Here is a 20698-nt window from a genome sequence, read left to right as displayed (position 1 = left end):
TTCTAATAAGACTTAATCCCATTATAACATCTAATATGTCTTATTTAAAACGAGTGAAAGAAAAAGGCTCAAAAAGAAATGTGCATTTCTCTTAGAGCCACAATGGATAGCGCCTGTTCAACCAATGAGACACAACCAGCTTGTGTCTCATTGGTTTTTAAATATCTAAATTCTAAGTTTTCTTTTTTTTCCCCTTTTTATCAGGTATTTTAACCAAAGATACCTCAAATCCTTCTAAGGATAATGCATTCACTAACGCTACCAAGTTTAGAGAAAAAAGGACAGGAAATACTTTTGAGTTTTTAAAATGAACTTTTTTTTCTGGAATAATAATTCCTAGAATTATTTTGGAACGTTTAAGGTTTGTTTCATTTAGAAAAATTGCTCCTGACTCAGACGATTCAGTTTTTATTGCTGAATTAATATGATTTACAAAGTCTTCCGATTTTTTCAATAAGATGCACGAGGCTCTCGCCTGTGATAACAAGTGTGAGAGTCCTGAAGTCGCTGTTCCTCTTTTTACATGACAAAAAAATGCGCTATCTTCATTTACTTTGAGAATATCACATGGTTCGATTTGACTCCTCCCATTTATTTCGTATAAGCCAAATCCACCATCCAGATTTTGGTTTCCGAAATTTTCTTTATCAAGGCATATCAACCCCTTATTTGAATCTAGTTTGGAAATCTTGATGTTGTAATCACCTTCATTAGCATCCTCATTATTAAACTCATTAAAGTCTATACCATGAGCCTCGGAAGATAGACTATTAACAAAATCTCTAGTTTCACGCCAAACGTTCTTATTTACACTAAGCCAATCTCCTTGATACAAAATATATTTATCAGAATCATGATCTAACTCCATATATAGACAGGAAAATAGATTTCCAATAGATGTGTCTTTCGATGAATCGGATTTCCGATTCTTTATAGATACTTTTATAGATTTTAGTTTATCAGCAAATTCTTGAACGTTGTATTTTAAAAAAAATGAAAATATTTTAGAAAATATTTCTTCCTGAGTATTAGCGAAAAAATTGAAATACTCATCTGGCCTAAAAATACTGTGAACTCTAAATTCTAAATCTTCAATTTTAAACTTCACTTTATTTAAGGGTATATCTATAAATAATTTATCTAGATCATTTACTTTAAATTCATTGCTATTATTTTTGAAAGTGACCATCAACTTGGATAGATAATCATCAAGATTCTTATTAAGATACTCTTTCTTTCTAGGTGATACTGCTAGGATCTCTTTATCCAAAAACGTTCTTTTTGATCTCCTTTGTCTGTATGTATTACCTAATTGTTTTAAAATTGGAACGAGATCGTCTTCTATAGAAAAATTACCATTAATCTTAATTGAATCTTTACTACTCGCAAATATATTTAATGCTTTTATATTATTATTTCCATCTGTAAAACTAATTGTCATTTCCCCAAAGATTTCATCAACTATATTGGGAGTGGATTGTGAAGTGGAAATTTCATTTAAATTAATCTTATTATTGCTAGAAAAATTACTCACATATAGTGTGTCTGAGAAGTTCGTGTTCTTTACACGCTTTATAGTATGTAACTTTAGTTCTTTTCTAGCGATATTTAATCCAAAATCAGGTACTACATGTTCTCTATTTAATAGAGTATATCCATAAGAATATGAAATAGCATAGATACTACTGCTGGTACTTTTAATAATAATTAATGGTTTATTAAGTATATTAGGCGTAGTAAAATCTATCTGCCTTTCAGAAAATAAATTGACGCTCTCTAACCACCTTACTTCTGCTTGTTTCTCTTGCAGTATAAATATTTTCCCGGTTACATTATGATTTCTTCTCAACTGATCATCTAAAGGAAATATAACTAAATTAAACTCATTGATATCTTCTGCATTTTCGAATAGATCCTCAGAAGAATATCTGAGGTATTTCTCGTCTATAAAACTGTTTATGCTACTACTTTTTTTATTCTTAAGCATAAAAATACTCAATTCAGTCATTCTATCCTCCAAATATTTAAATTAATTTAGAATAAGGAATATTGCTGCGTCTAAGGTCATATAATTTTTCCATGAAAATATATTTATAAACAACGTTATTATACCACTAATCTATTCATTAGTTTGAAAATCAATGCGATTACTTGATTTCTGTCGGCAGCTCTTTTATTGTTTATTTTTCATTTAAAACCTTTGATATATCTATCAGTCTGATCACCAAAAGCATACAGATAAGAACACTATAATGATCGAAATCAATATCTTATTGAACATAATTAAGCGAGCCAATGAATGATCTATGAATTAAGGAAATAAACAAAGGATCAAAAACTTTTAAGTTTCTGACCACATCCAAGATTTGTCCTAATACTCATAAATTTAAATATTAATTGAACAATGATTTAGTTACGAGTTTATGAACATAAAAATAGAGCAATATACATCAATCGTTGTATCTAAAAAGAGTGTCCAGAAATTAGTCATTTTATGAACATTCAAACATTCACTTGAATATAGATGGATGTTCTGATACAATACATTCAAACAAACATTTGAATGTAAAGGAATGATCGTATGAATAATGAAATTTGTGAAATAACTTGTATTCATGAAGACAAAGTTAATCGTGCTAAATCTAAACTAGCAAACTTTGATACTCCGTCAGTAAGTGGTTTCTTTAAAATATTGTCAGATGAAAATCGACTTAAAATTGTACATGCTTTAGTCCATGAAGATGAGCTATGTGTTTGTGATATTGCTAATATCATTGATGCTTCGGTCGCAACAACTTCACACCATCTGAACTCCTTAAAAAAATTGGGAGTAGTTGATAGTCACAAGGATGGTAAGTTAGTCTACTATTTTATTAAAAATATCAAAATCTTAAATCTTATGGAGCTTGGCGTAAATTTTAAAGAAGAGGTGCTAGCATGAGTGAGAAAATGACCGAAAAAACCTATCGAATAGAAGGATTAAGCTGTACAAATTGTGCAGGTAAATTTGAAAAAAATGTAAAACAGTTGCCAGGAGTTACGAGTGCAACAGTAAACTTTGGTGCAAGTAAGATTTCAGTAGAAGGCCAAACAACAATTGAAGAACTCGAAGAAGCGGGAGCCTTCGAAAATCTTATCATTCGTGATGATCAAGAAAATGATGAACAAGTTAGATCAAAAGAGTCTTTTATTAAACGGAATATCGCTTTAATCATCTCTCTTGGTTTTATACTTGTTGCTGTGATTTCCCAACTATCATTGGGCGAAGATCATTTATTAACGAAAGCTCTTTATATATTGGCAATAATAATTGGTGGATTTGATTTATTTAAAGAAGGGTTCTCTGATTTGATCAAATTGGACTTCTCCATGGAATCTTTAATGACTATTGCAATTATTGGGGCCGCATTTATTGGAGAATGGGCCGAAGGTTCTATTGTAGTAATACTATTTGCTATTAGCGAAGCTTTGGAACGATTTTCAATGGATAAAGCAAGACAGTCGATTCGTTCTCTTATGGATATAGCTCCCAAAGAAGCTCTTATCAGGAGAAACAATGTAGAGCAATTAGTCAGTGTCGATAAAATCGATATCGACGATATTATGATCATTAAACCCGGACAAAAAATAGCCATGGATGGGCTTGTTATCAACGGTCATTCTTCAGTAAATCAAGCAGCAATAACAGGAGAATCGGTTCCTGTTGAAAAACAGTTAGATGATGAAGTGTTTGCAGGAACACTAAATGAAGAAGGTGTTCTTGAAGTCAAAGTAACAAAAAAAGTAACGGATACAACGATTGCCAAAATCATTCACTTAGTTGAAGAAGCGCAAGGAGAACGAGCTCCTGCACAAGCCTTTGTAGATAAATTTGCAAAATACTATACGCCATTCATAATTATTATGGCCCTTTTGATAGTGGTTGTTCCTCCGCTATTCTTTGGTGGTGACTGGAATAAATGGCTTTACCAAGGGTTATCCATTTTAGTTGTCGGATGTCCTTGTTCATTAGTGATCTCAACACCTGTTTCAATTGTTTCGGCTATTGGTAATGCAGCAAAAAATGGTGTTTTAGTAAAAGGCGGAGTCTATCTGGAAGAAATTGGTCATTTGAGAGCAATTGCTTTCGATAAGACTGGAACCTTAACAAAAGGAAAGCCTGTCGTAACGGATTTCATTGCAACCAGTTCTGAAACTGATATAAATTATCTATCGATTATTTCATCGTTGGAATCTCTTTCTCAACACCCATTAGCTTCTGCTATTTTAAACGAAGCGGATAAAACTAATGTGGATTACAAGTCAATACAAATCGAGGATTTCCAATCTATCACAGGTAAAGGACTTACAGGTATACATCAAAACATACGTTACTATATTGGAAGCCCTAAACTGTTTTCTGCATCAGTAATCGAAGAAACAGCGGTCAAAGTACAATACAGACAATTTCAAGAACAAGGGAAAACCGCCATGTATTTCGGTACTGACGAACAAATTTTAGGAGTAATTGCTGTCGCGGATGAAGTAAGAGATTCAAGTGCTGCCGTTATTTCTGAACTCCACAAGTTGTCAATTGAACACACTATTATGCTTACTGGTGATAATACTAAAACCGCTGAATCTATTGGTAAGCAATTAGGTGTGACTGAAATAAAAGGAGATCTAATGCCTCAAGAAAAATTAGATTCGATTAAAGCGTTGCGGACAACTTATAATAAAGTAGCAATGGTGGGCGACGGCATTAATGATGCACCAGCATTAGCTGCATCGACGGTTGGTATTGCAATGGGCGGTGCAGGAACAGATACGGCTCTCGAAACTGCTGATGTTGCTCTAATGGGCGACGATTTACAAAAATTACCATTCATTGTTAGACTTAGCCGCCAAACTCTAAAAGTAATTAAGCAAAATATCACCTTCTCATTAGGTATAAAACTATTAGCTCTACTACTAGTCATACCAGGTTGGCTAACACTATGGATTGCTATTGTAGCAGATATGGGAGCAACGCTTTTAGTAACATTAAACGGATTACGATTGATGAAAGTTAAATAACACAACAAATAAAAGAAGGCATGTTTATAAGCGTGCCTTCTTTTTATGATACATTTTTAGTTTTTTTGAACGCTAGTTATGAAGCAAACTATGCGCCATTTAAATATTAAAATGACAAGGCCCTAAAAGAAAAGTGATTTCCTCTTAGAGCCTCTAAGATGGAGCGATTTTAGCGAATGTGACATAATCTGATTGTGTCACATTAGGGTTTTGATATTTTCGGTAAGATTTGATTATCTCAGAACATTAATATTGTCCCTTTAAAAAATTTTGTCAGTACTTTTAAGTTATTCTATTCTGAAAATTCAAAATTTTCAGTCTATAAAATTAACTTATATTCAGTTTTACCAAATGATAAGCTTTAAAAAGTATTCAGAATTTAGTCATGTTATGGATCCAATAAAGTAGATATGGAATATTTATTTTCTCTTGTCTAATTTATAAGAATATGATTTGTCAAAGAATTAAAGCTATGAATTATTCAGGAATAAAAATTATTTTTAATAACAACCTATTATCCTTTCCAAGCTTGTAGATATTTTGGTTTAGATGTTTTTTATGTGAGTTCAATTCTACAGCGGAGGGAATGAGAAAGTTTTCTAAACAAGTTTGGAAATTCCTAAACATGTTCAGAACACACAGAAAACACTTACATTCTAAAGAAGATTCTTTATACTAGATTTTGAAGAAACAGTGGCCACAGCGTTCTTCTATTTATAAATAGCCTTCAGCGCCGCGCTCAACAAAAGCTCAAATTGATTCAGTGTCGTGCCAAAGAAAAGATTTGGTTGGTAATCAGATATTTTTTGTGGAATATAGGTTTCCGTGCTAATGGTTAATGTTGCCAGCGTACCGATTTTTGAATTTTTTTGCCCAACAAATGCGATCACATCGATAAAGTGATCGTTCGCAATTTTAGCTAATTCGGCTAATCGAACTGTATCACCAGAATTGGAAATAATAAAAAGCAGAATATCTTGTTGCACTTGCCGTCTAAGAAATTCTAAATGACTATTGGCCGTCGCACGAAATCCATATAGATTAAGAGATTCCGAAAAATAATTGGCTAGATTTTGCGAAAAACCTGAGCCAAGAATCATAATCCGTTTATCGCGATACGCAGACATTAAATGTATGAATGCTTCCTTCTCCTCATTGGAGAATGTGCTTGGCATCGTAATGTCAGATTGGCTGTTTCCTAGAGCAAATACCAACTCACTATAACCGGAATATCCAATTTTCTTCGCCATATTGATAATCGTTGCAGTAGAAACATACGATGCTTTGGCAACGTCACGAATCCCAATATTTTTTAAAGACTGACGATTTTTTTTCATAAATCGTAAGACTTCAGCTTCTGAGTCATTCAGTTGGTATTTATCTATAAGCATTTCAACATCCATAAGATTCACCTCAAATTTTATCTAATAGGAGTATTATATCATGACAGAAACGAAATTTATTCAAGATCCGTGGTCAAAAATGACTACCCGTAACGGCTTACGTGGAGATGAAGCTATCTCAGCATTACAGAAATCGATTCGTCGAGGCAAAGAAAAAGAAGCATGTGAATTTGCTTATGAAATGTATATCACCTCACCACAATTTGAAGAGAAACTCTGGAGAAGGCTATTGGCGATCAGTGTTGAGGATGTGGGCATGGGCAATCCTATGGCCGCCATCATGATCAATAACTTAAACGCCATGCGCAAAGAATTCCAATACAATGAATCCGATCGTGCGATGTATTTTTTCCACGCGATTCGTTACCTATGCCAATCTGAAAAAGATCGTTCATCGGATTTACTTAAGAACATTGTTATCAAGAGTTTCGCTATGGGATATATTCCAGAAATTCCTGATATTGCGTTGGATAAACATACTGTTCGGGGACAGGCAATGGGGCGTGGTTCAGAACACTTTTTGCATGAAGCAAGTAAAGTGATCCCCCAAGCAAAAGTTGATAATGACTACAAGGAACAATACGAAAAAATCATCGAGACCTATGATCCAGATCACGTCGTGCCAAGTACGTTTTCATTTAATCCTTGGCAAGTATAGGAGGAAGTTATATGGAAAATTCTGCGTTTATCATGAAACTGAATGACATACTTAGCCCCATCGCAGCCAAGATAGGTAATCAGCGCCACCTAAAAGCTATATCCAGCGGTATGATGTTTGGCCTACCCTTTATTGTTATCGGTTCTTTTTTTCTGATTTTTGCAAATCCACCCATCAATATTGATCAATACAATCCAGATACAGCTAATATTTTCATGAAATTTATGGCCAGCTGGAAAGATTTTGCCGTAGCAAATTATGATCTCATCACAGCCCCTTATAATTTGACAATGGGAATCATCGGATTCATTAGTGTTTTTGGCATTGCATTTTCCCTTGCCAATGAATACAAAATTAATCCTTCCATGAATGGCATGGTTGCATCTGTCATTTATCTAATGGTTTGTACACCAGTGGAAGAAGGTGCCATCAATCTTAATTTCCTTGGGACAAACGGATTGTTCGTCGCAATTATCATCGGCTTGCTAGTAGTGGAAATCAACCGACTATTTGAAGTAAAAAATATTAAGTTGAAACTCCCAGATACAGTTCCACCCATGGTAGCAACCTTTATCAATATGCTCGTTCCACTGCTGACAAATATATTCATCTTTTATGGCATCAATCTGATTTTCTTGGCAGCAACAAACAAAATCTTCCCTGAAGCAGTGATGGAAGTCCTGACTCCAGCAACGAACATCGCTGGCAGTCTAGGTGGTTTCTTATTGATCGTGACTTTGGGTAACATCCTATGGCTATTTGGTATCAATGGCTCGTCAATTATTTTCCCTATCGTCTTTACATTGGGAATGGCTCAAACTGGTTTGAATGCTGAACAACTGGCAAATGGTGAGACCATGACACACTTAATGAACTTACAAATGTTCCGTATTTCTGTACTTGGTGGAGCCGGTGGTACTTTGGGTTTGGTTTTATTGATGATGCGAAGCAAAGTACCCGAATATCGCACAATTGGAAAATTGTCATTGGTTCCTGGAATCTGTTCCATCAACGAACCAGTGATTTTCGGATTACCTATCGTTTTTAACCCTATTTTGGCAATTCCATTTTTGATTACGCCCATCATTTCATTATTGCTGACCTACTTTGCTCAGCAACTAGGATGGATTGGGATTGGATTTATCGTCGATCCTTCCTTCACACCTTTTTTTGCACAAGCTTATCTTTCAAGTATGGACTGGCGCAATATTCTCTTTTGCCTACTGTTGATCGTCATCAGCATCTTCATCTACTATCCATTTTTTAAAGTCATGGAGAGCAATAAAACAAAATTAGTAGATGAAAAACTATAGTCGTCATTCTTAACCTTGTAACGAAAATATGGTTCTATACTATTTAGGGTTCTGTTGCAAAGTTTTAAATCTACTATCAAATAAGGTAGAATAATAGAAAAAGATAGCAGGAGGAATGACGATGAATCATTTTAAAGGAAAGCAATTTCAGCAGGATGTGATTATTGTAGCCGTGGGCTACTATCTTCGTTATAACCTTAGCTATCGTGAAGTTCAAGAAATCTTATATGATCGTGGCATTAACGTTTCTCATACGACGATTTATCGTTGGGTGCAAGAATATGGCAAACTACTCTATCAAATTTGGAAAAAGAAAAATAAAAAATCCTTTTATTCATGGAAAATGGATGAAACGTACATCAAAATTAAAGGAAAATGGCATTATTTGTATCGAGCCATCGATGCAGATGGTTTAACCTTGGATATTTGGTTACGTAAAAAACGGGACACACAAGCAGCCTATGCTTTTCTTAAGCGGTTAGTGAAGCAGTTTGATGAACCGAAGGTTGTAGTCACAGATAAATCCCCCTCTATTACAAGTGCCTTTAAGAAACTAAAAGAATACGGCTTTTATCAAGGGACAGAACATCGTACCATTAAATACCTGAATAATTTGATTGAACAAGACCATCGTCCAGTAAAGAGACGCAATAAATTCTATCGAAGTTTACGCACTGCCTCTACCACGATTAAAGGCATGGAAGCCATTCTAGGATTATATAAGAAAACCCGAAAAGAAGGTACTCTCTTCGGGTTTTCGGTCTGTACTGAAATCAAGGTATTATTGGGAATCCCAGCTTAAATCATAGATACCGTAAGGGATTTTATTCTTTATTTAAAACTTTGCAACAGAACCGCTTTTATCATTCTAAATCAAATTGTATATTTAAAGCGTACCCTAAATAGACATGAATATAACATTGAAAAATATGGTTTTTCAATGTATGATTAGGGTGTATTTTAAATACTTGTAGAAAGTAGGTAAAACTTTTGAAAATTTCATATATCCGAGTATCATCGATCGATCAAAATGAACAACGTCAAATCGAAGAAATGAAAAAATTCGGTGCAGAAAAAATTTTCATCGAAAAACAATCCGGAGCGACTATTACTCAAAGACCGATTTTTCAAGAAGCATTAGATTTTGTTAGGGAACAGGATATTTTTATTGTAGAAGCCATCGACCGACTTGGACGTAATTATGACGAGATTATCGATTCAGTTAATTATCTAAAAAAGAAAAATGTGCGGCTCATTATCACCAGTTTACCAATAATGGCTGAAGCAATCGGAAATCCACTCCTAGATAAATTTATCAAAGACCTAATCATTCAGATCTTGGCCATGATTGCTGAACAAGAGCGTACTGAATCGAAACGACGCCAGGCACAAGGAATTAAAATCGCGAAAGCAAACGGCGTCTATAAAGGTCGTCCTAAGTTATACAGTGCAGACACAAAAGATCCTCAGCGGCGCCTTGTTTATAAAAGCATCGTTCAGGATCTTGAAAATGGAGTTGCTATCTCAAAGATTGCAAAAGACTATAATGTGACTAGGCAAACAATTTACCGGATAAAAAAAGAATTGGATCAACTAATTGTATGATTTCTTTTTTTTACACGTAATTATCAATAGTTATGTTATCAAGATAGACAATCATGTTAAATTCATCTAACTAAGTTGATTATATTTATGATATTGGGAATTTAGTTGACATAAATATAATCAATGCAGCAATTATCCTGATTTAAAGCTATTCATTATCGGTAACTTATCATAATATATCTTATGTAAACTAAAATAATTATGTATTCTTAAAAATAATGAACATAATTAAAATTGACCTATTGTGACACTTGCGTGGGATCACTTACTAGTAATCAATCTAGTGCACGAACTTTTAATATGTTAAAATTAGTAGTCGCCTATCCGACAGTCTTGCGACTGGAGGGAGGTGTTTTCATGATTCAATTCTTCATTTGCCCCCTTCTTGTCGGCTTACTAGTAGCCCTCTTCGAGTATTGGCTGAATAATCGAGACAAGAAGTAAAGCAACGAAGGCGACATCGGCCCACAAAATGAAACCCCAGAGAATCCGACCTCTCTGGGGTTTCGTGGTGTTTTCATGTCCAATAATTCATTTGCATGTATATTTTAACATGTAATTTCAAGGAAATCAATGAAGACAGGTATTGGAAAGAGCGCTGCCTGAAACTTCAATAACGGGCAGCGCAACTCTAAATATACAAATTTAAGTATATCATAATAAAAAAATATGAAAAAATTTGAAGGTAGTGAAGATTCTACCGTCGTTTGCTTTGCTTTTATTCTTAATAAGTTTTGTAATAATTACTCGACACGGTAGTTCGTTAGCTACGCAGCCACTGATCGTTGCATAGTTTCTGACATTGTTCTTATGATTCAGTAACTCTTATTCCGTTTGACTCCTAATAGTTCATGGGCGAAGCGCGTCCGTCTAAAATAGTTGTTTCTATCGTTTGAACCTCATTGACAATTTTTGGAGAATCTTACCATCCCTTTTCAGCAGTTAAATGTAAAATTCTTTAATAGCTACGCTTATTTTTCATCCAGAATGATAACCTCCCAAATTTTTCCTTCTATCTATATAGCATCATTTTGTGTTTCACGTAATTGAGCTAGTTGAGCAAAATCAATTAAAGATTCAATCGACAATCCAGCATTTCGCAAGTTTTTTGCTAGATAAATCCAATTTAAATCATTGGTAGTATAATCTCGGTAGCCGCTCTCGTGGCGGTGAACGGGTGGTATCACGCCAACACGCTCATAATAGCTTAGTGTATCCACACTTAAATCAAACATTCCAGCTGCTTTTTTATATTCATCGAATCTCCTCCTCATTCTTCTTATTTATAATAAACCATGGAGTTAACTCTAGAGAAACCAGAAGCCTCTTGTCTCTATGCTAATACTACACTAAATACCTCCTCACATTCCGTAGACTATTAAAATATTAAGCAATAGATAAAATCAGTTAAATGCAACTTCTCATATTCTAATGTTTATTAAGTAAGAATAATGTTAAAATAAAAAAACGAAGAGTATTCGGCGCAGTCCAGAAAAACTTCCCCAAGTTTTCTGTGCCGGTACTCTTCTTAGATTAATGCATGTTGCTTAATCAGCCTACGCTATATATTTCTTTTTTGCAAGTAATTACGATGTAGAAGCAATGCTTAGGAATCCCTTACGTTTTTTCTATTTTTACTTTTGACTTCTTTTAAGTGCTATACTGGATAAGTACCATGAAAGTAGGTGTTCAAATATGAATACTAATTTTTATCCAGTGGAAGTTTTTAGTTCGGACTACCGTTTATATTCATCAAAAGCAAAAACAAATTTGTATGATTTTCAATCGAGACCACCTTTGATCACGTCATTTGCTGTGCTAAATTTGAAAGAGTTGCGCAATATTCAACTCAAATTATTTATTTACGATATTGATATCGAAAAATTTTCTACTTTAGAGGAAGCTAAATCTAGATGTAACTCTCTTATGTATAAATAATTTAACTAGCTGATCATAGCTAGTTTTTTTGTATATCTGTATCTAATGAACTAAATGTTCATCCTTAATCTGGTTAATAAAAAGAAATATTTATCGCTAAACTTATGGTGGCGGATTTAGAAGTTTATAGATTAGCGAATGACACAGAAATATCTGCCATCTGCTATGGGTGAATCAGATAAAATATATTTCTGGATGGTTCCTTTGAAGAGTTTTTCTCCTTCACAGCAACTTTTTAAAGAAGTATACATTTTTTCAGAACCATCCAGATAATAAACATTGATTCCCTGAATCTGATTATAATTAATCGGAGGACGTCGTGTACAAGAAAGTTGATCTCCTAGATATTTCACTTGATTAACAATCATTGGGTCATTAAGCCAATTTTTGTTAAGTGTCAATTTTACGATTAACTGATGAATAGCTTCTTTTTGCATTTTATTCCTCCACTCAAACCAATCGTCTATCCAGTTTACATATACATAGTACGTGATTAAAAAACTCAATCTATTCTTCATTGATTTCAGTTACTCATTAAATTTTTATAATTTATAACTGTTCTTTCCGTAGTATTCGTCACTTCTGAATTTGAAAGGGTTACAACTGCCGAATTGCTGAGTAGCTTTATAATTGTTCCAGCTGCTTGTTTTTTTCTATATCGAAATATGACCTGTTGATCTATATGAAAAGCTTGGCCTTCTATTGAAAGTTGTTGTGGTTTCCATTGTGAAAAACTCATTCTTACCCCTCCTTTGAAGTATGAAAAAACCGCCTCACACATGTTGAGACGGGTTAAAAGGCACTTTTATGCTTTATAGATATTAGCAGCTTGCAAACCGCGTTGACCTTCTTCAGTATCAAAAGTAACTGCTTGACCTTCATCTAAAGATTTAAATCCATCCGCTTGAATCGCTGAAAAATGAGCAAAGACATCTTGACCATCTTCTCCTGTAATGAACCCAAAACCTTTATCTGAATTAAACCATTTTACTGTACCTTTATTCATACTATTTCCTCCTTGTGCATCATTACGAATGCGTTTTGTTGCAATAATTGTTTGATAAGCAAAAGGAGAGTATAAATTTATGTATAGCACTCTTAATACGTTTCAAAGTTTATCACTACAAGTAGTATACCACACAAACTCTTTAGTTGCAACTTTACATAAAAATATTATTTTTTTATAAACTTATCACTCACTATACACTATTTTATTTTTAATGTGCTATACTATCTATATAGAATTTCGCTATGAACGTTATCGTTACCTTTCGTCACTATTTGAGAGAGGAGAATGTATTATGACATTCACTAACAAAACAATTGATTATCGTGTTACTTTGGACACTAACTTAAACTTGTTTATTGTTTTTTCTAAAAATGATGAAACCAAAGTGGCAACCGGTACTACAATCGAAAATGCAGTACATGAATTAGAAAAACTAGCATAAGGAGTGAAACTCTCTAATGGCCAAGCTCTTTTCATATTAAAGGCAGCTACTTGTAAGAATGAGTAGCTGTCTTATTCATTTTTTGTGTGCTAATTTGCTAAAAATGATCTCCATTGTTTCAAGTGTATCGATATCCATCTGACACAACCAGAGAAATACCTTCTTTTCCTCCTCCGTCCAAGTAGTTTTTGGATAGGCGGAAAGAAGTTTCAGATATTTTACACGTTGGATACTAAATGATAATAGCCAGTGCTGTTCAAAACTCTCACTTTCTTCCATATCATCCCTCCAAAATGGTATTACCTACAGTTAGACATAGCAAATGCAAGTAACTTTTAACTAAAAAATATCACAAACTAGCAAGCCAATCATCACAGATTAAAAATTGCTTTTTTTATGTTAATAAAGCAGTACATCTATTTATTGTCTCCTATTCTTAGATCCAGCTTCAGCTCGATTTTAAAATAGAGCAAAATCCTATAATTTCTGATCCGTTAAAATCAATATTGTAGAATTCATAATCATTTTTTATCAAGCAATCATTTATTTAAAAACCATTCACATAAGTAATAATTAACTTTTCGAAACATAAGACTTTAAGGAATATTATTTTATTCTATAGTGGTTTTCCGATAATGCTTCCACATAATATCTTAATAACTTGTAATCTTTTTCATCAATACTTTTTATTATTATTTTATTTCCAAATAACGATTTGTGTGAACTTTTTAAAAGTCTGTGATGTATCTGATTTACAATCAAATACTCTACTTCTTCGTCCTTCAAGTTAGGATCAGTAATCTTTTCTAAATCCCGATGAATATAATTATATTCTAAGTGAGACGCGTCATTAATAACTCGTTTAAATTCTTCTTTCTCAACTTTCAGGAAAATCACGTCCTTCCCTTAATAAAAAACTCAGCGAAAAGAGAGATTAACTAACCACTTCTGCTATTTAAAAATACATATTACGTAATCAAATAAATTTCAATTCAACATCAGATATCTTTACAATAGTATGTTACCCCTTACCTACAAAAAAATCTATTGTTTTTATACATAAATACCCTAACATTCTTATGCAAAACTCTTATCATTAGATCATCTAATCTAAATCATAAAAATAGACCTAATAGAATTCCCCCTAAAATGAAGAATGCAGAGTTAATTTTGTATTTAAGAATACCTAATAGACTAATAAAAAAAATTAAAATGAAATACCATTCAACAAATATATTTTGTCCTAATTGGATGGTAACATTAGCCATCAATGCTAATGCTGCCGCATTTATACCAATTAACATTTTGGAAAATGTATTGGATTGTTTAAGCTTGGAAAATAGTGGTGCTAATATAAGAACCAGTAGAAACGATGGTAAAAAAATCCCTACTGTAGCTACCAAAGCACCTGGGATACCGAAAAGTAAATATCCAATAAAAGTTGCTGTAGTAAATACAGGCCCAGGAGTAAATTCGCCTACAGATATGGCATCTATCATTTGAACTTGGGTCAATACTTGTAACTTATCAACAAATTCTGATTGGATAAACGCAAGTAATACATAGCCACTACCATATAAAAGTAAACCTATTTTCAGGAAAGTTAAAAATAAAATTGAGAGACTAAATGGCTCTATGACATAATTTTTAAAATTCCAATCTTTTTTTATTAATAGTAAGAGTATTGCGGCAACTATTAACACAGTGAGTTCCGAAGCACCAAAAACAACCAAAAGCAGAGACAGGCAAAAAACAATAAATGTAGACATATCTTTTATAGCTGTTTTAAAAAGCTTTATTAGAGCTGCTACAATAATTGCTACAATGACAGGCTTTATATACTCCATAATTGTTTGAACTCTAGGAAGGTCTCCATATAATTTATAAAAGTGCCCTATAATCATTACAATGACCATTGCTGGTAAAATAAATGAAATACCTGCTAAAAATAATCCCCATTTTCCAGCACGCCGATGACCTAATATAATTGCCATCTCTGTAGAGTTTGGACCAGGAATCAAGTTAGTAAATCCTAATTAATTTAGAAACTCTTCCTTAGACATCCATTGCCTTTTATCCACGACTTCTTCTTCCATCATAGCGATATGAGCAGCTGGTCCACCAAAAGCAAAGAACCCAAGTTTTGAGAACACTTTAACAATCTCGATGTATTTATTTTCTTCCATAAGCCCTCCAATAGCATGAGAAATATTAAGTTATGTGCTGATTTGTTATATCAATGATTGGTTTCAGTTTAGTAGATCTTTACTTTCCAATAAATAGTTTAGAAAAGGACGCAAAGAGAAAAATAGAACTTTCTCTTTGCGTCCTTTGATGAAACCTTCTGAAAAACGATAAATATATTATCATTACAGTAGATTTACTCACCTATAAATATAAAAGCAACATATAAAAAGAAGACTTCCCCAATCTGCTTTCTCCGCTACTCTTTTAATGAGACACACTAGAAAATTTTAGAACAATTATTTATATATAGCAAGTAAAATGCCCTTGTTAAACAATACTATTTTAAATTAACCGTCCAAGTGATCTTGATCAAGCCAAAATCATGTTTAATTGCATAATAAATCAAGAATAAACAACAACTGTGTTTCTACCTCCTTTTTTTTGCAGCATACAGCGCTTGATCAGCCTGATTGATGAGTTCATATACATCTAAAGAAGAATCATACTTAGAAATGCCAGCAGAAAAATAAAGCGTAATCTTTCTTTCCCCTCCAATATTCAACTTATTTTTTAATAAGAATGCCTGAAATCTTAATATAGTCTTTTGAACAGACTTTAATGTACTGTCTTTGAAAATAACTAAAAATTCTTCGCCTCCATATCTATAAACCTCTACTTGATCTTGGTGTGCTTCACTAAGAAAAGTTGTTATTTTTTTTGAAAAGAATATTAAAGCACGATTTCCTGTAATGTGTCCATAGTGATCATTAATTCTTTTAAAATGATCTAAATCCATCATAACAAAAATAAGCTTTTCCTTTTCAACATCTGTCATACTATCTACGTCTTCATTTAAGCTTCTAATATTTTTAACTTTCGTCAATTCATCGTAGTTTCTCTCAATAAGTTTTCTATTTATATCTTTTAAGAATTATTTTTGAGTACTTAGATAGTATTGCCAAGAAATACAAATAATTATAGACCCTATAAACAAAGATAGATATTCCCAAAAAGTAAGTTTATATTCAAAAAAGAGCATAGAATTCAATCCAGCCATCATTAGAGTAATTAAAACAAAAAATATATAAAACGGTATCTGTATTTTATATTTATAAAAGCTTTTTTTAATTACGAAACTAAAAGTGAATGCCAGTATACTTAGAACTAGAATACTAAGTAATGTCTTGATATCAATAATACTTATTACGATAGTCCGATAAACACCATCATTAGAGCCAATAAAAGAAAATAATTTTTCATTTTGAATGAGTTAAAGTATAAGATAAATAAAGGTAATGTATATTCATAATAAACATGCCCCACATTATTTATCGAAAAAGTTAGAGAGTGTAAAATATTTTGTGTAAATAGAAAAAAGGAAGTCCCTTCTGTAGAATAGAGTTACCACAACACATTCACAGAAGAGAGGACTTCCCTATGAACGATTTTACTACAGAAATTCTAAAGACTCTAGCGAACAAAGGCGATTTGAATGAATTATTCCGTGTCCATTTGGAGAAAGCAGTCAATACGCTTCTCAAAACGGAGTTAACGGCTTTCCTAGATTACGAAAAGTATGATCGCATTGGTTTTAACACGGGTAATTCTCGTAACGGCTCCTATGACCGTACGGTCAAGACCGAGTATGGGGAACTTCATCTCCAGATTCCGCGCGACCGCAATGGTGAGTTCAAGCAACAGACTGTTCCTGCTTATAGACGGACGAATGACACGTTAGAGGAGACCGTCATTCACCTCTTCCGAAAAGGTATTACCATGTCGGAAATCGCAGACTTGATTGAGAAAATGTATGGGCATCACTACACGCCCCAAACCATGTCCAATATAACAAAATCATTTACAGAAGAGGTAACGGCGTTTAAAGGGCGGGAGCTTCATGACCGTTATGCTGCTATTTATATGGACGCAACGTATATTCCGTTAAAGCGGAAAACCGTCGCCAAGGAAGCTATTCATATCGCAGTTGGCATTCGCCCGGACGGATCAAAGGAAGTATTGAGCTATGCGATTGCACCGACTGAATCCATCACGATTTGGGAGGAAATTTTATTGGACCTTCAAGAGCGCGGTTTGAAAAATGTCCTCCTGTTCATCACGGATGGCTTAAAGGGGATGGTAGGAGCGATTAGTCGGTTCTATCCCAAAGCTCGTTTTCAACATTGTTGTGTACACGTTTCCCGTAATATCAGTCACAAAGTGCGTGTCGATGATCGTAAGGAAGTCTGTGATGATTTTAAAATGGTGTATCAAGCCTCATCTAAAGAGGTGGCGTTGGAAGCACGTGGTGCTTTTGCGGAAAAATGGAAAACCAGCTATCCAAAAGTGGTTGAATCGATTCTTTCGAACGATCACTTGCTCACTTTCTATGATTTCCCCTTGGCCATACCCAAGAGTATTTATTCTACGAACTTGATTGAATCCTTTAATAAGCAAATCAAGAAATACAGCCACCGCAAGGAACAGTTCCAAAACGAAGAGTCGATGGAACGTTTCTTAGTCTCGTCTTTTGATACTTACAACCAAAAATTCCTAGGTCGCAGTCATAAAGGCTTTCAACAGGCCGAAGGCGAACTTGAACAAATGCTAAGCCAACTGATTGAGAATTAGAAACAATCTGCAGTAGGGAAGAATCATTTACACAAAATTATTGACGCTCCCAAAAGTTATGATAAAATACATTTGCGATACAAATAATATTAAACCAATAATTATTTTAAAAGAATATCGTAAATGGAGTTTCTTAAAATTTTTTACAAATAAATCATAGGAAATAAGTAAGCTAATTACTATAATTGAATACAATATTACATAAAGCAAATGTAAAAGTCCCATAGACATTTCTCCATTTCTTTTTTACTGTATACCAAGACTATAAGTATGAGATTTTACCTTTTCATTCCAACTATATAAATTTATTTTGCATATCTTTTTGCTTCTCTTATTTTATCTAGAATAAAACTTGTTTGACTATAATCAGTTAGTTCACGTATTACTTTTTTCACCGTACGATCAACAGCGCAAATACCAAACATATCAGAATAGAAGTCAGTTATTGATTTGATTGGACTAAACAATTTTTCTGATAACTCAGTTTTTTTTGAGTAATTCATTTCTAAGTACCCTTTGTCTACTAGCCGATCAATAACTAAATAAGCTGTATTCAGCTTAAATTCTGGGTATTTTTTTACAAAGTTACGTTTTGTTATCCCTCCCTCGCATTCATATAATGAAATCAAAACTCGGTATTCAATTTTAGTTAAATCTACCATCTTCAATTTCACCTCTAGTAGTCCATAATATATAAAAAAATGAAGCTTGAAAAAAATACAAATTTTACATCAAACCTCAAAATAAGTTTCTTCCTAATTAATCCAATATTTAGAATTCTATCATAATTTTTGTATCGTTTCACAAACTTCTTGATAGTTTTTATTTCCTCCGGATAAATTATAAACTTGTTTAAATCCTTTGTTCAGTAAAATATTTTGTGCTGCATTTCCAGTAACGCCTTTATTACAATAAGTTACTGTCACACATTCTTTATCCAATTCCTCATATCGATCTCTTAACTCAGCTAAAGGTATGTGAATTGCTCCCTCAACTTTCGAAGTTTCAAACTGTTTTCTTGATCTGGTATCAATAATTTGTAATTTTTCGCCGCTATCAATTCTTCTCAATAGCTCTATAGGGGTCATTAACGGGGTATCATTATTTATATCGTTGTTCAAAGCCATCCCAGTATAATGAATGGGATCTTTTGTTGTAGAAAAAGGTGGAGCATATGCTAAATCCAAGTGAAATAAATCTTCAGCAGCTGCGCCAAATGAAATAGCAGTAGCAAGCACATCGATCCGCTTATCTACCCCATCATAACCTATGATTTGAGCCCCAAGTATCTTCCCATTTTCTTTATTTGCGATTGCTTTGATCACCATTTCTTTACCATTCATATAGTCCGGCTTATTAGGTTTAATATTATATAAAGTAGTAATAGCTATATTATTTGCTAAAGCATCTTTTTCTGTGAGACCAGTTTGAGCAATTGTTAAATCAAAGAATCGTAAAATACCAGTTCCTAAGATTCCCTTGTGTCGTAGATTGCCACCTGTAATAACATCTCCTGCGATCCTTCCCATTTTATTGGCTGTTGAAGCTAAAGGTCGATAAATTGGTCGCATAGTTATGCGATCAAAACTTTCTGCAACATCACCTACAGCATAAACATTTGGAAAATTGGTTTCTAACTTATCGTTTACTTCTATAGCTCCGGTAATTCCTAATTTAATTCCCATGGATTTTGCTAATGCGGTGTTCGGCTTTACTCCGGTAGCTAATACAAAAATATCTGCCGAAAAGATAGTTCCTTTAGCCGTTTCAATAGACTTCAGACTACCATCACCGTTAACTTTTCTGACGGTTTCTTCAGGGAAAAAGGCAATGTTTTTCCTTTTCATTTCATTAATGATTCTTGAAGACATGTCCCGGTCTAAATGGGACATGGGATATTTACTTCGTTGAAGTAACGAGACCTCAAGACCTAGTCTCTGTAACTGCTCGGCCATTTCTAAACCAATATATCCAGCACCAATGACAACTGCTTTTTTTGGCTCGTTTTCATCTACAAACTTCTTGATACTTTTCCCACTCGAAATATTTTTCACCTGAAAAACATTCTCAAAATGTCTATTAACAAATATTTCTGGGGTATTATAAACCGATCCTGTGGCCAACACTAAAACATCAAAATTATTAGTAAATGATTTTTTTGTAATTAGATTGATTCCGTGCACCAATTTTTTATCATAGTCAACCTGAGTTATTTCATGAGAGGTATGAATATCTACGTCGTACCTTTTTTTAAACCATTCAGCATTACGAGGCGTCAGTTCATCAAAGTTTTCCACTTCTCCCCCCACTGCATATGGAATCCCACAAACTGCGTAAGACACATCCATATCTTTATCATACAAAACAATCTCTGCATCTTCCGTATTTCTTCTTGCTTTTGCAGCGACACTTGTTCCAGCAGCGACAGATCCAATAATGATGATTTTCATTTCTCCACAC

General features: G+C 33.6%; 19 protein-coding genes and 2 pseudogenes. 9 read left to right on the top strand and 12 right to left on the bottom strand.

Annotated elements, in window-relative coordinates:
- Positions 1–172: 172 nt before the first annotated feature.
- Entirely contained in the window at positions 173–2008 is a 1836-nt protein-coding gene (locus IGI86_RS03765; RefSeq protein WP_269924370.1) for a DUF6119 family protein, read from the bottom strand.
- A gap of 573 nt (positions 2009–2581) precedes the next feature.
- Between IGI86_RS03765 and IGI86_RS03760 the strand changes: the two genes are divergently transcribed.
- Both IGI86_RS03760 and IGI86_RS03755 read left to right on the top strand, forming a co-directional pair.
- The gene (locus IGI86_RS03760; protein WP_003726380.1) at positions 2582–2941 is read left to right on the top strand and encodes an ArsR/SmtB family transcription factor; all 360 of its coding nucleotides are present in this window, start codon (positions 2582–2584) and stop codon (positions 2939–2941) included.
- Complete coding sequence (locus IGI86_RS03755) at positions 2938–5055, top strand: heavy metal translocating P-type ATPase (protein WP_001291323.1); 2118 nt, start codon at positions 2938–2940, stop codon at positions 5053–5055. Before IGI86_RS03760 ends, IGI86_RS03755 begins: the two co-directional genes overlap by 4 nt.
- 710 nt (positions 5056–5765) lie before the next feature.
- Here IGI86_RS03755 and IGI86_RS03750 read toward each other — a convergent pair.
- Positions 5766–6458 (bottom strand): MurR/RpiR family transcriptional regulator, encoded by a 693-nt coding sequence (locus IGI86_RS03750; RefSeq protein WP_269924369.1) that lies wholly within the window; start codon positions 6456–6458, stop codon positions 5766–5768.
- A 40-nt stretch (positions 6459–6498) separates the two neighbouring features.
- Between IGI86_RS03750 and IGI86_RS03745 the strand changes: the two genes are divergently transcribed.
- The 5 genes from IGI86_RS03745 (at position 6499) to IGI86_RS03725 (ending at position 10478) form a co-directional block, all read left to right on the top strand.
- Positions 6499–7116: a hypothetical protein gene (locus IGI86_RS03745; RefSeq protein WP_002309706.1), complete on the top strand. Its 618-nt coding sequence runs from the start codon at positions 6499–6501 to the stop codon at positions 7114–7116.
- 11 nt (positions 7117–7127) lie between these two features.
- On the top strand, positions 7128–8429 hold the full coding sequence (locus tag IGI86_RS03740) for a PTS sugar transporter subunit IIC (RefSeq protein WP_002309705.1): 1302 nt from the start codon (positions 7128–7130) through the stop codon (positions 8427–8429).
- 121 nt (positions 8430–8550) lie between these two features.
- Complete coding sequence (locus IGI86_RS03735; protein ID WP_269924368.1) at positions 8551–9231, top strand: IS6-like element IS1216 family transposase; 681 nt, start codon at positions 8551–8553, stop codon at positions 9229–9231.
- A 188-nt stretch (positions 9232–9419) separates the two neighbouring features.
- Positions 9420–10034, top strand: a complete 615-nt coding sequence (locus IGI86_RS03730; RefSeq protein ID WP_074536930.1) for a recombinase family protein — start codon at positions 9420–9422, stop codon at positions 10032–10034.
- A gap of 300 nt (positions 10035–10334) precedes the next feature.
- Positions 10335–10478, top strand: a complete 144-nt coding sequence (locus IGI86_RS03725; RefSeq protein ID WP_306769983.1) for a type I toxin-antitoxin system Fst family toxin — start codon at positions 10335–10337, stop codon at positions 10476–10478.
- Between the two features lie 584 nt (positions 10479–11062).
- Here IGI86_RS03725 and IGI86_RS03720 read toward each other — a convergent pair.
- From IGI86_RS03720 to IGI86_RS03705, 4 genes and pseudogenes are all read right to left on the bottom strand, one after another.
- Positions 11063–11308 (bottom strand): annotated as a pseudogene (locus IGI86_RS03720) (MerR family transcriptional regulator); the annotation flags it as partial.
- Positions 11309–12103: 795 nt separating this feature from the next.
- The gene (locus IGI86_RS03715; RefSeq protein WP_269924367.1) at positions 12104–12409 is read right to left on the bottom strand and encodes a hypothetical protein; all 306 of its coding nucleotides are present in this window, start codon (positions 12407–12409) and stop codon (positions 12104–12106) included.
- A gap of 86 nt (positions 12410–12495) precedes the next feature.
- Positions 12496–12711 carry a hypothetical protein gene (locus IGI86_RS03710; protein ID WP_010748155.1) on the bottom strand — a complete coding sequence of 72 codons (216 nt, stop codon included), beginning with the start codon at positions 12709–12711 and terminating at the stop codon, positions 12496–12498.
- Positions 12712–12777: 66 nt separating this feature from the next.
- A complete protein-coding gene (locus IGI86_RS03705) occupies positions 12778–12978 on the bottom strand; it encodes a cold-shock protein (protein WP_005237682.1) in 201 nt (66 codons plus the stop codon).
- Between the two features lie 295 nt (positions 12979–13273).
- Here IGI86_RS03705 and IGI86_RS03700 point away from each other — a divergent pair, with 295 nt between their 5' ends.
- A complete protein-coding gene (locus tag IGI86_RS03700; RefSeq protein ID WP_005237684.1) occupies positions 13274–13423 on the top strand; it encodes a hypothetical protein in 150 nt (49 codons plus the stop codon).
- Positions 13424–13498: 75 nt separating this feature from the next.
- Here the strand turns inward: IGI86_RS03700 and IGI86_RS03695 are convergent, their stop codons facing one another.
- The 4 genes and pseudogenes from IGI86_RS03695 to IGI86_RS03680 form a co-directional block, all read right to left on the bottom strand.
- Positions 13499–13702, bottom strand: coding sequence for a hypothetical protein (locus IGI86_RS03695; RefSeq protein ID WP_060792664.1), 204 nt, complete (start codon positions 13700–13702; stop codon positions 13499–13501).
- An 836-nt stretch (positions 13703–14538) separates the two neighbouring features.
- Positions 14539–15126, bottom strand: a complete 588-nt coding sequence (locus IGI86_RS03690; RefSeq protein WP_430617942.1) for a chromate transporter — start codon at positions 15124–15126, stop codon at positions 14539–14541.
- Positions 15115–15609 (bottom strand): annotated as a pseudogene (locus IGI86_RS03685) (chromate transporter); the annotation flags it as partial. The gene IGI86_RS03690 and the pseudogene IGI86_RS03685, both read right to left, overlap by 12 nt.
- A 428-nt stretch (positions 15610–16037) precedes the next feature.
- The gene (locus IGI86_RS03680) at positions 16038–16445 is read right to left on the bottom strand and encodes a GGDEF domain-containing protein (protein WP_236596075.1); all 408 of its coding nucleotides are present in this window, start codon (positions 16443–16445) and stop codon (positions 16038–16040) included.
- A gap of 602 nt (positions 16446–17047) precedes the next feature.
- On the opposite strand from IGI86_RS03680, the gene IGI86_RS03675 reads away from it, so the two are divergent.
- On the top strand, positions 17048–18238 hold the full coding sequence (locus IGI86_RS03675) for an IS256-like element ISLgar5 family transposase (protein ID WP_269924365.1): 1191 nt from the start codon (positions 17048–17050) through the stop codon (positions 18236–18238).
- A 305-nt stretch (positions 18239–18543) separates the two neighbouring features.
- Here the strand turns inward: IGI86_RS03675 and IGI86_RS03670 are convergent, their stop codons facing one another.
- Positions 18544–18900, bottom strand: coding sequence for a hypothetical protein (locus tag IGI86_RS03670; protein WP_223597931.1), 357 nt, complete (start codon positions 18898–18900; stop codon positions 18544–18546).
- Positions 18901–19020: 120 nt separating this feature from the next.
- The gene (locus IGI86_RS03665) at positions 19021–20688 is read right to left on the bottom strand and encodes an FAD-dependent oxidoreductase (protein WP_430617746.1); all 1668 of its coding nucleotides are present in this window, start codon (positions 20686–20688) and stop codon (positions 19021–19023) included.
- Between the last annotated feature and the right edge of the window lie 10 nt (positions 20689–20698).

The sequence above is a fragment of the Enterococcus sp. AZ188 genome, from assembly GCF_050544075.1.
In the GTDB taxonomy this organism is placed as follows: Bacteria; Bacillota; Bacilli; order Lactobacillales; family Enterococcaceae; genus Enterococcus_D; species Enterococcus_D entomosocium.
The sequence above is the reverse complement of the archived record's forward strand: the minus strand, read 5'-3'. Positions and strand labels throughout refer to the sequence as shown.